Source organism: Candidatus Nitrotoga arctica (genome assembly GCF_918378365.1).
GTDB lineage: Bacteria > Pseudomonadota > Gammaproteobacteria > Burkholderiales > Gallionellaceae > Nitrotoga > Nitrotoga arctica.
In genome coordinates this window covers 325,752-337,924 of record NZ_OU912926.1, presented here as the reverse complement: position 1 = coordinate 337,924, position 12,173 = coordinate 325,752, and the positions used below count along the sequence as shown (strand labels likewise).

Genomic DNA, 12,173 nt, shown 5'->3' with positions numbered 1-12,173 from the left:
AAAATTATCCACACGCCGTTAAATCTAATGCTTAATCGCTGGTAAAAATTCCACTGTATTTATCCATCCGATCAAGAGCCTTGCCGGACCCGCGCACCACGCAGGTAAGTGGGTCATCCGCAATCAACACGGGCAAACCAGTCTCTTCCATCAATAAGCGATCGATATCACGCAACAATGCGCCACCGCCAGTCAGAACCATCCCCTTTCTGGCGATATCCGAACCCAGTTCAGGGGGGGTCTGCTCTAGCCCGATCTTCACCGCACTGACAATATTATTAAGTGGATCAGTAAGGGCCTCCAGTATTTCATTACTGGAAATGGTAAAACTACGCGGCACCCCTTCCGCCAGATTACGTCCCATCACCTCCATTTCGCGCACTTCGCTGCCAGGAAATGCCGAACCGATTTCTTTCTTGATCTGTTCCGCGGTCGTTTCACCAATCAACATGCCATAGTTGCGGCGAATATAATTAATGATAGCCTCGTCGAACTTATCGCCACCGACGCGTATGGAACCGGAATACACCGCACCGCCCAATGAAATCACACCTACTTCGGTGGTACCTCCGCCAATATCCACCACCATTGAGCCGTTTGGCTCTTCCACTGGCAGATCAGCGCCTATTGCTGCTGCCATAGGTTCTTCAATCAACTCCACCCGGCGTGCCCCCGCACCATAAGCTGATTCGCGGATAGCGCGCCGTTCCACTTGAGTAGAGCCACACGGCACGCAAATCACGATGCGCGGACTAGGGCTAAAAATCCCAGACTTATGCACTCTCTTGATAAATTGTTTAAGCATTTGTTCGGTGACGGTAAAATCGGCAATTACGCCGTCCCTCATCGGGCGTATGACAGTAATATTGCCGGGCGTACGCCCGAGCATCTGCTTGGCTGCCAGCCCAACTTGCTGAATCACCTTCTTGTCGTTTGGGCCACTCCCATGACGAATTGCTACCACCGATGGCTCATCCAGCACAATGCCTTTGCCGCGTGCCCAGATCAGGGTATTAGCAGTGCCCAAATCTATCGCTAAATCATTAGCAAAATAGTTGTCAAAAAATCCAAACATGAAGAATCCCAAAATAGAAAAAAATGTGCCCGATATCGCAAAAAATTAGTCTGGCAATGCTATTGATGATAACCTATTACGCTACCTTTAATAAAGATAAAGAATTCAGCCTATGTCGCTCAGTATTAATGATGTCTATAAGATCGCCCGGCTGGCCAGGCTAGGAATGACAGAGCAGGAAGCGCAAACAGCGCACGCCCAGCTTTTGAATATTTTTGGCTTGATCGCCGAAATGCAGGCAGTCGATACTAATGGGATTGCACCGATGTCGCACGCTCAGGAGATAACCCAACGCTTGCGTAAAGATGTGGTCACGGAACACAATCAACGTGAGCAATTCCAGGCTGCAGCCCCACAAATTAAAAAAGGATTGTATTTAGTACCACAAGTCATCGAATAACTTTCCAGTTCCAAGATCATGCTTAATTCCAGTTTGCTACAGCTAGGCGCCGCATTGCGCAGCAAGAAAATCTCCAGCGTTGAGTTAACGCAACTGTATCTTCAGCGCATCACCGCATTCAACTCAAAACTCAATGCCTACATCACGGTAAATGAGGAGATGAGCTTGATGCAAGCACATTCAGCTGATGTCCAATTGGCGCAACCCAAAACCCATGCTCTCACTGGCATTCCCATTGCTCAAAAAGATATATTCTGTGCAATGGGCTGGCGTACCACTTGCGGCTCGAAAATGCTGTCTAATTTTATTGCCCCCTACGATGCGCATGTGATTGAACAATTCAACCGCGTCGGCGCGATAAATCTGGGCAAGACCAACATGGACGAGTTCGCCATGGGTTCCAGCAATGAAACCTCTTACTTTGGCGCTGTAAAAAATCCCTGGAACAACAACGCCGTGCCCGGCGGCAGTTCCGGCGGCAGTGCAGCAGCTGTGTCGGCCCGCTTATGTGCAGCAGCCACCGGCACCGACACGGGCGGTTCTATCCGCCAACCAGCCGCACTATGTGGCATATCAGGCCTGAAACCTACTTATGGCGTAGTATCCCGCTACGGCATGATCGCCTTTGCCTCCAGCCTAGATCAGGCCGGGCCAATGGCCCGCAGCGCAGAAGATTTGGCGTTGCTGCTGAATGTAATGGCCGGCTTCGACGAGCGTGATTCCACTAGCCTACAACGTGAGACGGAAGATTACGCACGAGATTTAAATAAGCCGCTGAATGGTCTGCGCATCGGTCTGCCCAAAGAATTCTTCGCCGCAGGTTTGAGCGCAGATGTCGCGCAAACAATCGAAGCGTCGATTGCCGAATATAAAAAATTAGGGGCCAGCGTGGTAGACATCAGCCTGCCCAACTCGCGCCTGTCCATCCCAGTGTATTACGTGCTGGCTCCGGCAGAAGCCTCCAGCAATCTGTCGCGATACGATGGTGTGCGTTACGGCTACCGCGCGCCGGAATACACCAATCTTGCAGACATGTATGAAAAATCCCGCGCGCAAGGTTTCGGTGAAGAAGTAAAGCGACGCATCATGATCGGCACTTATGTACTCTCGCATGGTTACTACGACGCCTATTATTTGCAGGCACAGAAAATTCGCCGCCTGATCGCGCAGGATTTTGTGGAAGCATACAAGCAATGTGACGTCATCATGGGTCCAACCACTCCCACCACTGCCTTCAATCTGGCCGAAAAAAACGATGACCCGGTGCAGATGTACCTTTCCGACATCTATACCATCGCGGTGAATCTAGCAGGCCTGCCTGGCATGTCCATCCCGGCAGGCTTCGGCAGCAATGGCCTGCCCATTGGCTTGCAAATTATTGGCAATTATTTCGACGAGGCGCGCATGCTAAACGTGGCACATCAATATCAGCAGGTGACCGACTGGCACACCCGCACTCCGCAACACATCGAGGTGTAAGGAACCGCACCATGCAATGGGAAATCGTTATCGGACTAGAAGTTCATACTCAACTCTCGACTAGCAGCAAAATTTTTTCTGGCGCTTCGACCGCATTTGGCGCAGAACCCAACACCCAAGCCTGCGCGGTAGATCTGGCGCTGCCTGGCGTATTACCGGTGCTAAACCGTGGCGCAGTGGAGCGTGCTATCAAGTTCGGCCTTGCGGTCGGTGCGCATATTGCGCCACGCTCCGTGTTTTCACGTAAGAATTATTTCTATCCTGACCTGCCCAAAGGGTATCAAATCAGTCAGTTTGATTTACCCATAATTGGCCAAGGCTCGTTGACTATTCAGGTCCCTACAACGACCGCAGGGCAAACTTATAAAAAAGTGGTGCGACTGACCCGTGCGCATCTTGAAGAAGATGCAGGAAAATCGTTGCACGAAGATTTTCATGGCATGACCGGTATCGATCTCAACCGCGCTGGAACACCTTTGCTGGAAATTGTCTCGGAACCGGATATGCGCTCTGCCGCCGAGGCAGTGGCCTATGCCAAAATGCTGCACACTCTGGTGCGCTGGATCGGCATCTGCGATGGCAACATGCAGGAAGGGTCGTTCCGCTGCGATGCCAATGTCTCCGTGCGTCGCCCGGGAACTGAATTAGGCACACGCCGCGAGATCAAAAACCTTAACTCGTTCCGCTTTCTGCAGCAGGCTATTGAGTACGAAGCACAGTGGCAGATAGATACGCTGGAAAACGGCGGTACGATCCAGCAAGCAACAGTGTTGTTCGATTCCGACAAGGGTGAAACCCGCGCGATGCGCAGCAAGGAAGACGCGCACGATTACCGCTATTTCCCGGACCCTGACCTACTACCGCTAGCGATTGATAATGAGTGGATCGAGCAGGTGCGCGGCACGCTTCCTGAGTTGCCACTATCCAAGCAGGCACGCTATGTTGCCGATCTCGGCCTATCTGTTTACGACGCCGACACTTTGACCTCATCACGAGAAATGGCGGATTTCTTCGAAGCGACGCTAAACGAAATCCCCAAGGAAGCCAAGCTGTGCGCCAACTGGCTGATGGGTGATGTAAGCGCCTCACTTAACCGTGAAGATCGCGATATTACACAATGCCCAATCTCACCCGGGCAGCTAGGCGGGATGCTTAAACGTATTGCCGATGGAACCATTTCCAATGCCGCCGCCAAGGAAGTTTTCAAGTTGCTCTGGAGTGTAGGTGGCAACCCCGATACCATTATCGAAACAAAAGGGTTGAAACAGATGTCCGATGTCGGCGCAATGGAGGCAATGGTAGACGAGATTATCGCTGCCAACCCAGTGCAAGTCGCCGAATATCGCAGCGGCAAAGAAAAAGTGTTTGGCTTTTTTGTCGGCCTCGCCATGAAGGCCAGCAAAGGCAAAGCCAATCCTGCACAGATGAATGAAATTCTAAAGCGCAAACTGGCGGGTTAGGCACGTTATCAACTACGCTCTTACGACCCGCTGGCTTTCAACCAGCCCTCACCCCAAGAGATGGGGAATTGAACCCAAAAATATTAAATAGCGGTTCGCTTGGGTTTACTGCAACGCCACTCTGCAGCAATGTTGTTTTTAAAACCGCAGGGCGAGCCTATCACTATTGCCCATTATCCTATCCAAGCTCCCTCATTTTTACTGTGGGCAAGTTTTGAGCCTCAATCTTCAATACAGCAACGTCAAAAGGCTTATCAATACCTAATATCCTGGGCTTGAACTCACGTTTATTGGTAATCTGGACTGTAACTTCGTCTACGTTCGCAACTGCATTACTCATCTGCAATATCCAAATGTTGGACTTTCAATGCCACTCGTTATAATGTGCATGTCCTGCACATTATAAAAGGAAATTTTTACATGGCTACCGCAACCGCACGTGTTCCCGTGCTGATGTCTCCAATGGAAAAAAATCTGTTTGTCGAAAAAGCGCAACAGGCAGGCATCTCGCTTGGCGAGCTGTTTCGCCGCGCCGCGGCTTCTTATCAAACACGAGAAAATGACACACTTTTGGAAGGAATGATCATCCAGATGCAGAAATCAACCGCTCAGGCAGAAAACGCCATTGATGATGCGTTGGCTTTCGTCGAAAAATCCAATCGAAGGATAGCTCAAATGGAAATTTCCGGAAAAAAAATCTGATGGGCGTTACCGAGAAGATGTGGGACGCTCTTACCACCATCATCAAAATGAACGATAAGGTGGAACGCATGGCGGGGACAATGAAAACTCAGCAGGAAAAAATTGAAAATCTTACTGCGCGAATTATCCGGCTGGAAACAGCCTTGGAAATCGCGCTTTCCTCTGGCATAGCAGGCAAACCATCACCGTCAAAACGTCTCGAACACAAGACCTGAAAATTTGCCACGAGCAGTACCTTTCGGATGGATACATGACACATTTCACACCTGTTCAAATGAAAATACACTGCTGGTCTGAAATCAACCTACCCAGTTGGGTGCGGCTTTGTATTTTATCGCTAGCACTTGTTTTTTGTTGTCTACCCCTACGAGCAGCAGGGCTTGCGCCGCCTCCGGTGATGCTGGCAAACGTCTTTCGAGGCAATATCACGCTGGCAGATTATTGGGTGAGTGAAAAATTTGATGGCATGCGCGGTTACTGGGATGGTGAAAAACTATTGACACGGAGCGGCGAGCATATCGAAGCCCCAGTATGGTTCACCGCCGGCTGGCCCAAAATTCCTCTCGACGGAGAATTATGGGTTGGCCACGGCCAGTTTTCCCGCGCAGTTTCCACTGTCAGGAAAAAAATTCCCGATGAAATCCAGTGGCGCACGCTGCACTTCATGGTATTCGATCTACCAGTGCATCCAGGTAGCTATTCCGAACGCAATGCGGCACTACAGCCAGTCATCGCGCAGATCGGCCAGCCATGGGTGCGTCACGTTGAGCAATTTAAAGTGGCCGATCAGGCCGCTTTGAGAGCAATGCTTAAGCGGGTAGTCAAGCAAGGCGGTGAAGGCCTGATGCTGCATCGGGGCGCTTCATTTTACCGGGCAGTCCGCAGCGACGATCTATTAAAACTTAAACCCTACGATGATGCCGAAGCCAAGGTAGTCGCTCATCTGCCGGGTAAAGGTAAGTATGCAAGCACATTAGGCGCTTTGGAGGTGGAGTCGGCTGACGGATTGCACTTTCGTCTGGGTACTGGGCTATCTAACGCAGATCGGCGCCATCCACCCCAGGTGGGAAGATGGGTCACCTACCGCTATAACGGACTGAATGAAAAAACCGGTATCCCACGATTCGCTCGCTTCATACGAGTACGCGAAGATTATGACTCTCTCGAGACAGGTGGTGAACCCTTGAGTAACACTCATAAGAACTTCAACCAAAACCCGAATTAAAAGCGGGAAGTTAAGGCAACTTGCGCGGCTTGCGCGGAGCCCCTGAAAACACAAGATCATATAACCCGTTAGGCAACAGCTTAAGCACTCGCCCGACTAATCCCATCTGCCACGGCACTACCGCAAATGACTTACCGGAAGCAATTGCTCGTGCAATACGGCGCGCTGCTTCGTCAGCTGGCAAAATAAAAGGCATGGGGTAAGGATTGACGACGGTCATCGGCGTTTTGATGTAGCCAGGACAGATGGTAACTGCGCGCATCCCGCTGCCACGCAATTCCACACGTAAACTTTCCATATATGAGATTAGCGCCGCCTTGGATGCGGAATAGGCACCCGCCCCCGGCAACCCCCGAAATCCTGCCACACTGGCGATGCCAACCAATGAACCCTGTTTGACCTCACGCATAGGTACAAGAAACGGCTGAAAAGTTTTCATTACACCCAACATATTGATATCCATTATCTGCTGGAAAACATCAATGTCCTCGGCATATTCAGTAAGCGTTCCGACACTAATACCGGCATTAGCGATCACGATATCCGGCACGCCTGTGTGTGCGATGAAGCTCTGCGCCGCCGCTTGCACGGCAGTCGAGTCACGCACATCCAGTGGGTAACAATAAACTTGTTGGGGGAACTGCTTAGAGAGGTCTTGCAGACAATCAGCGCGACGGGCAAGCACCGCAACCATCGCGCCTTGCTCAAGGTAATAACGCGCCAGCGCCAGACCCAGACCGCTGGATGCGCCGCTAATAACGACGCGTTGTGCGGCCACTAACGTTTGCCCGCGCGCTCCTTGCGTGCCTTATCGATCAAAGCGTTCAATACTTTAATGCTTTCTTCCGGTCCCAGACCGCTAATCAGATATTTGCCGTCCACCGTCAGCGACGGTGTGCCGCGAATGCCATATATCTGCGCCAATTGTTTACTGCGTGTTACCTTGCTTTGCATGGCGAAGGAATTATAGGCGTCGCTGAATTTCTTGCGATCCACGCCGCGCTGGCCAACAAATTCAACGATCTTGGCCTCGTCGCTCAGGTCAATATTGTCCACGTTCCAAGCATTAAATAGGTCGTCGTGCAGCCGCTTTTGCTGTCCCAGCAATTCTAGCGTGTAATAAGTACGTGCCATCGGCTCCCAAGAGTTATTGAAAATGGTCGGTACATAGACCAATTCAACATCTTTAGCCATTTTTTTCTCCCACGCGGTCAGCGCTGGGTGCATCTTGAAACAGTGTGAACAACCGTAGAAGAAAAATTCCAACACCTCAATTTTACTGCCTGCGCGCATTGGCTGCACCGTATTGAGCACTTTGTAATCCTTGCCCAGTTCAGGCTCAGCAAAAACTTGGTTAACACATAACAACGCTAGTAACACAAAAATCTGTTTGATGAATTTCATATCTATCTCCATGCAAAGTTAGGACTGCCAACACAAATATATCATTATGCGACTCTCTACTCTTTGTTTGTTATGCATATTTTTAACTGCCTAACAAATAATATCCAATACGGTTTCATGCGAATATGAAACGTTCGGACTAAAAGTTAAATTTAAACACTTCACTAGCTAATGAATCGACACCTGCTTCTTTAGCCAGTGAGTAGACATCTTCGCCTATTTCGCAAGCATTGGAGTAGCACTTACCCCATTTTGTTTCAACACTGCCAAGGCATTATTCATTTCCTCTTTGCCCTTATAAGGACCGACGTGCACGCGATGCCACACCCCTTTATCAGGAATGGTCACGATTTGCACACTGGCTTCTATACCGAGCATAGCCAACTTGGCCTTTAATTTATCCGCATCATCCGCATTGGAAAACGAACCCGCCTGTAAAAAATAAGTTTCTTTCGCAGTGGCATTGGCCGCAGATTGGACAGATGCAGACTTATTCTCTATCGTTGCCGCATTGTCGCTGCTTTTTTGTATAAGTACCGTTGCATCTTGCTTGTCGGTTAACACTTTGTAAAATTCAAAACGCGGTTTGCCTTCCTCCACACCTGATGCAGCCGCAGAAGTGGGTGCCTGAGCAGTTTTTGCTACAGATGCGGGAAACTGCTTCTCAGAGTCCGCCGCAAGCTTAGTCATTTCATGCGGTACATTATTTACGAACGAGCTGGGAGTCTTTAAAATGTACCATGCGACCCCACCCGCAATAACCAGCCCCACTACCATACCAACCAAAACTCCAGTCAGTAACGAACTACCTTGGCGCGGTCCTGCGGATCGAGTGTTAGTGTTTTTGCTCATATAATTAGTCTTTAAAAAATTTCATTCATTCTCGTGAAGTTCGTCACACAACCCAATAAAGTCGGCAACTCCAAATTTTATTTGGATCTCGCGGACTTTCATCCCATAGTGGAAGGAACCCAGCCTACATTTTTTCCGGTGCGGAAACACCCAACAATACCAAGCCGTTACGCATGACCTGTGCCACCGCAGCAATCAACGCCAACCGCGCCAGCTTTATGCCTTCCTCCTCAACCAGGAAGCGTGAAGCATTATAATAGCTGTGAAAATCAGCGGCCAAATCTTTCAAGTAGAACGCGATCAGGTGCGGTGCCAAATCTTCCGCAGCGCTTTCGATCACCTGCGGATAGTCAATCAAGCGTTGCAACAAGGCGCGCTCGTAGTCACTCTCCAGCGTACTCACATCAGCTTGGTGTAGCGCCGCAACATCGCCGCCCCACTGCCCCAACACGCTACAAATACGCGCATGGGCATACTGAATATAATAAACAGGATTTTCATTGCTCTGCGATTTTGCCAGGTCAATGTCGAACACGAGTTGAGAATCAGGATGGCGCGCAGCGAGGAAGAAACGCGTAGCATCGCAGCCCACTTCATCAATCAAATCACGCAGGGTGACGTAACTGCCCGCGCGTTTAGATATTTTCACCTCTTCGCCATTGCGCAACACCGTCACCATCTGGTGCAGCACATAATCCGGCCAACCTTGCGGAATGCCAACATCCAAAGCTTGCAGCCCCGCGCGCACGCGGGTGATGGTGCTGTGATGATCTGCACCCTGTTCGTTAATGACGCGGGTAAAGCCGCGTCGCCATTTTTCCAGATGATAGGCCACATCCGGTACAAAATAGGTATAGCTGCCATCACTCTTGCGCATTACGCGGTCTTTGTCGTCACCAAAATCTGTCGTGCGCAGCCATAGTGCATTGTCCTGCTCATACGTGTGGCCGCTGGCGATAAGCTTGCTGACAACTTCCTCTACTTTACCTTCGGTGTAGAGTGCAGACTCCAGCGAATACACATCGAAATTTACTCCGAAGGCGCGCAAGTCGAGATCCTGTTCACTACGCAGATAAGCCACCGCAAAATGGCGGATGGCAGTGACATCATTCACATCACCTGATGCCCGCACGTGCTGATCATCGGCTTCCACCGCTTCTTGCGCCAGATACGCATGGGCGACATCGGTGATGTAATCACCGCGATAACCATTTTCAGGCCATGACGGATCCTCTGGTGTCACACCCTTGCAGCGCAACTGTACTGATAGTGTGAGATTGTCGATCTGCGCGCCAGCATCGTTATAGTAAAACTCTCGCGTCACATTCCAACCTGCCGTCTGCAACACGCGGCACAAACAATCGCCCACTGCCGCACCGCGACCATGCCCTACATGCAGCGGCCCCGTTGGATTGGCGGAAACAAATTCCACCTGCAACTTACGGCCCGCGCCCAGATGAATATGACCATAACCCGCGCCTGCCTGCAGCACGCCACGCACCACATTCTGTTTAGCTGCCGTAGTGATGAATACATTAATAAAACCCGCTCCTGCTATCTCCACCCTTTCCACCACTAGAGATGCAGGCAAGGCCGCGACCAATGCTTGCGCGATGTCACGTGGAGATTTGCGCAGCGGCTTTGCCAGCTGCATCGCAAGATTACAGGCGTAATCGCCATGCAGCACCTGTTTGGGGCGCTCGATCAGGATGTCAGTCGGTGTCAGTTCAGGTGCAACAACGCGCATAGCCTGCGCAAACAATTCGGTAAGATGGGATTTGAAATTCAGGACGGCAAACATTACACAACACTTTCACAAGAAGCGCGAATTATAGCACTTGATAGGGCACCCAATGACAGGGTGCAACTGCTCCGCGCTTTCGCATACACTCTGAATCATTTCATCGACCTTAAACCAGATTTATTCAACTTCAAGTTATTTTGAGTCAGGGTAGTGGTTCAATCTCAAGTGATAAAGTATGTACCTCCCGCTGCATCGGCAAATCGGTGAAGCATCAGTTCATCCACTCCCTGTGATGCTGGGCTTCATTTCATTCAGTCCACACTACCGAGCTATCCTGCTACACCTGCTGGGTTTGATGAACTGCACCGAGTAGAATGTCGACATTCATAAAGCCATCGAAAAATGCACAGGAAAAAACTCAGATAACGCCCTATTACGCTGCGCTATTAAGCGCAGATAAACCACACGAACTTATGATAACTTCAAAACAGTGGCATATCTTTATTGCCGCACCTCACCGCGTCATGTTCTTCGGCGGCGCACTGCAAGCGATCGCCGTGATGGTGTGGCTACTAACTGAATTGCTGACAAGGTATGGTGTGCTCTGGCATCCCATACCTTGGACAATTACACCTAGTGCCGCGCACGCATGGTTGATGATTTACGGCCTGTTTCCGTTGTTCATGTTCGGCTTTCTGATGACTACCTATCCACGCTGGATGAAAGGTAGCGAAATTCCGCCACATCGATATGTGCCCGCCTTTGTGCTGCTCATGCTGGGGGCTGTCAGTTTCTATATCGGGCTATTGATTAGTCATACCCTATTGATTGTTGCCATCTTCAGCACGCTATCGGGATGGATCTTGGCACTGTATGCACTGTTACGCGTATTGCTTGACACGCCACACCAGGACAAACGTCACCCGCAACTCATTTTCATCGCACTGAGCCTGGGTTGGTGCGGCCTCGTTGCCTATCTCATCTGGTTATTGGGTGACAACGCAGTATGGCTACGTTTCTCTATTCAAGGCGGACTGTGGCTATTCTTGTTACCGGTATTTTCCAGTGTTGCGCATCGCATGATTCCATTCTTTACTGCCAGTGCCCTGACGCATAACTATATCGCGAGTCCGTATTGGGCCTGGTGGGTCATGTTGGTTGCCAGCGCAGGGCATGGTCTGCTTAAAATCAATGATGCATCTGCCTGGCTTTGGCTATGCGACGCGCCACTGGCTATCGTGGCACTCCATTTGACGCACAGTTGGGGATTACGCCGCAGTCTAAAATTCCCGCTGCTAGGCGTATTGCACATCGGTTTTGCCTGGCTTGGCATCGCCATGCTGCTGTTCACCGCGCAAAGTTTTATGCTCTTCATCAGTCATGGCAAAACCTTTATCTGGGGGCTTGCACCCTTGCATGCACTGACCATAGGCTGCTTCTCTACTTTACTGATCGGCATGGCCACACGCGTCACACTCGGTCATTCTGGGTTGCCGATGAAAGTGGGTAACTCGATCAATTTAATGTTTATGGGATTGCAGCTTACTGCCATGCTGCGTCTGCTGGCGGACATGTTGCCGATGCAAGCCGGACACTGGCTGTATGTCGCTGCTGGAACAGTTTGGTTGGCATGCTTTGGATCTTGGGCAGTGCGCTATTTACCCGTCTACTGGCGACCACGCACCGATGGCCGACCCGGTTGAGCTGTGCTAACAACATATCACTCAATCTAACGTGCATGGCAATGATGTTGCCCCCAATGATTAAGCCCGCCATGCCTGCTTCCCTCACCCCAACCCTCTCCCGGTGGGAGAGGGAGCTTTCAAGGTGCC

Annotated in this window: 13 protein-coding genes; 7 read left to right on the top strand and 6 right to left on the bottom strand. The window is 50.5% G+C overall.

Translation table 11 applies throughout. The features are described from left to right. Positions 1 to 31: 31 nt before the first annotated feature. Positions 32 to 1,075: a rod shape-determining protein gene (locus MKZ32_RS01545; protein WP_173053658.1), complete on the bottom strand. Its 1,044-nt coding sequence runs from the start codon at positions 1,073 to 1,075 to the stop codon at positions 32 to 34. Between the two features lie 112 nt (positions 1,076 to 1,187). Here MKZ32_RS01545 and gatC point away from each other — a divergent pair, with 112 nt between their 5' ends. The 3 genes from gatC to gatB are packed head-to-tail and all read left to right on the top strand — an operon-like array spanning position 1,188 to position 4,414. Beyond that, positions 1,188 to 1,475 (top strand): Asp-tRNA(Asn)/Glu-tRNA(Gln) amidotransferase subunit GatC, encoded by a 288-nt coding sequence (gene gatC, locus MKZ32_RS01540; protein WP_239795658.1) that lies wholly within the window; start codon positions 1,188 to 1,190, stop codon positions 1,473 to 1,475. A gap of 18 nt (positions 1,476 to 1,493) precedes the next feature. Next, entirely contained in the window at positions 1,494 to 2,954 is a 1,461-nt protein-coding gene (gatA, locus tag MKZ32_RS01535) for an Asp-tRNA(Asn)/Glu-tRNA(Gln) amidotransferase subunit GatA (protein WP_239795657.1), read from the top strand. Positions 2,955 to 2,965: 11 nt separating this feature from the next. Further along, positions 2,966 to 4,414: an Asp-tRNA(Asn)/Glu-tRNA(Gln) amidotransferase subunit GatB gene (gatB, locus tag MKZ32_RS01530; protein WP_239795656.1), complete on the top strand. Its 1,449-nt coding sequence runs from the start codon at positions 2,966 to 2,968 to the stop codon at positions 4,412 to 4,414. 178 nt (positions 4,415 to 4,592) lie between these two features. Here the strand turns inward: gatB and MKZ32_RS01525 are convergent, their stop codons facing one another. Beyond that, the gene (locus MKZ32_RS01525) at positions 4,593 to 4,754 is read right to left on the bottom strand and encodes a hypothetical protein (protein ID WP_239795655.1); all 162 of its coding nucleotides are present in this window, start codon (positions 4,752 to 4,754) and stop codon (positions 4,593 to 4,595) included. Positions 4,755 to 4,834: 80 nt separating this feature from the next. On the opposite strand from MKZ32_RS01525, the gene MKZ32_RS01520 reads away from it, so the two are divergent. The 3 genes from MKZ32_RS01520 to MKZ32_RS01510 are packed head-to-tail and all read left to right on the top strand — an operon-like array spanning position 4,835 to position 6,341. Further along, positions 4,835 to 5,116, top strand: a complete 282-nt coding sequence (locus MKZ32_RS01520) for a plasmid mobilization protein (RefSeq protein ID WP_239795654.1) — start codon at positions 4,835 to 4,837, stop codon at positions 5,114 to 5,116. Beyond that, complete coding sequence (locus MKZ32_RS01515) at positions 5,116 to 5,331, top strand: hypothetical protein (RefSeq protein ID WP_239795653.1); 216 nt, start codon at positions 5,116 to 5,118, stop codon at positions 5,329 to 5,331. Before MKZ32_RS01520 ends, MKZ32_RS01515 begins: the two co-directional genes overlap by 1 nt. Before the next feature lie 59 nt (positions 5,332 to 5,390). Next, positions 5,391 to 6,341 carry a DNA ligase gene (locus tag MKZ32_RS01510; protein ID WP_239795652.1) on the top strand — a complete coding sequence of 317 codons (951 nt, stop codon included), beginning with the start codon at positions 5,391 to 5,393 and terminating at the stop codon, positions 6,339 to 6,341. Positions 6,342 to 6,351: 10 nt separating this feature from the next. On the opposite strand, the gene MKZ32_RS01505 is transcribed toward MKZ32_RS01510, so the two are convergent. The 4 genes from MKZ32_RS01505 to argS all read right to left on the bottom strand — a co-directional run bounded on the left by MKZ32_RS01505 (position 6,352) and on the right by argS (position 10,398). After that, complete coding sequence (locus tag MKZ32_RS01505; protein ID WP_239795651.1) at positions 6,352 to 7,119, bottom strand: SDR family oxidoreductase; 768 nt, start codon at positions 7,117 to 7,119, stop codon at positions 6,352 to 6,354. Next, positions 7,119 to 7,745: a thiol:disulfide interchange protein DsbA/DsbL gene (locus tag MKZ32_RS01500; RefSeq protein ID WP_239795650.1), complete on the bottom strand. Its 627-nt coding sequence runs from the start codon at positions 7,743 to 7,745 to the stop codon at positions 7,119 to 7,121. Before MKZ32_RS01500 ends, MKZ32_RS01505 begins: the two co-directional genes overlap by 1 nt. A gap of 216 nt (positions 7,746 to 7,961) precedes the next feature. Further along, positions 7,962 to 8,597 carry an SPOR domain-containing protein gene (locus tag MKZ32_RS01495; protein ID WP_239795649.1) on the bottom strand — a complete coding sequence of 212 codons (636 nt, stop codon included), beginning with the start codon at positions 8,595 to 8,597 and terminating at the stop codon, positions 7,962 to 7,964. 124 nt (positions 8,598 to 8,721) lie between these two features. Continuing rightward, positions 8,722 to 10,398 (bottom strand): arginine--tRNA ligase, encoded by a 1,677-nt coding sequence (gene argS / locus MKZ32_RS01490; RefSeq protein WP_239795648.1) that lies wholly within the window; start codon positions 10,396 to 10,398, stop codon positions 8,722 to 8,724. Between the two features lie 317 nt (positions 10,399 to 10,715). On the opposite strand from argS, the gene MKZ32_RS01485 reads away from it, so the two are divergent. After that, positions 10,716 to 12,044 (top strand): NnrS family protein, encoded by a 1,329-nt coding sequence (locus tag MKZ32_RS01485; protein ID WP_239795647.1) that lies wholly within the window; start codon positions 10,716 to 10,718, stop codon positions 12,042 to 12,044. The last annotated feature ends 129 nt before the right edge of the window (positions 12,045 to 12,173 follow it).

Coding starts and splice junctions, on each gene's coding strand:
- MKZ32_RS01545 (WP_173053658.1), bottom strand. CDS start 1,075: ATGTTTGGATTTTTTGACAACTATTTTGCTAATGATTTAGCGATAGAT.
- gatC (WP_239795658.1), top strand. CDS start 1,188: ATGTCGCTCAGTATTAATGATGTCTATAAGATCGCCCGGCTGGCCAGG.
- gatA (WP_239795657.1), top strand. CDS start 1,494: ATGCTTAATTCCAGTTTGCTACAGCTAGGCGCCGCATTGCGCAGCAAG.
- gatB (WP_239795656.1), top strand. CDS start 2,966: ATGCAATGGGAAATCGTTATCGGACTAGAAGTTCATACTCAACTCTCG.
- MKZ32_RS01525 (WP_239795655.1), bottom strand. CDS start 4,754: ATGAGTAATGCAGTTGCGAACGTAGACGAAGTTACAGTCCAGATTACC.
- MKZ32_RS01520 (WP_239795654.1), top strand. CDS start 4,835: ATGGCTACCGCAACCGCACGTGTTCCCGTGCTGATGTCTCCAATGGAA.
- MKZ32_RS01515 (WP_239795653.1), top strand. CDS start 5,116: ATGGGCGTTACCGAGAAGATGTGGGACGCTCTTACCACCATCATCAAA.
- MKZ32_RS01510 (WP_239795652.1), top strand. CDS start 5,391: ATGAAAATACACTGCTGGTCTGAAATCAACCTACCCAGTTGGGTGCGG.
- MKZ32_RS01500 (WP_239795650.1), bottom strand. CDS start 7,745: ATGAAATTCATCAAACAGATTTTTGTGTTACTAGCGTTGTTATGTGTT.
- MKZ32_RS01495 (WP_239795649.1), bottom strand. CDS start 8,597: ATGAGCAAAAACACTAACACTCGATCCGCAGGACCGCGCCAAGGTAGT.
- argS (WP_239795648.1), bottom strand. CDS start 10,398: ATGTTTGCCGTCCTGAATTTCAAATCCCATCTTACCGAATTGTTTGCG.
- MKZ32_RS01485 (WP_239795647.1), top strand. CDS start 10,716: ATGTCGACATTCATAAAGCCATCGAAAAATGCACAGGAAAAAACTCAG.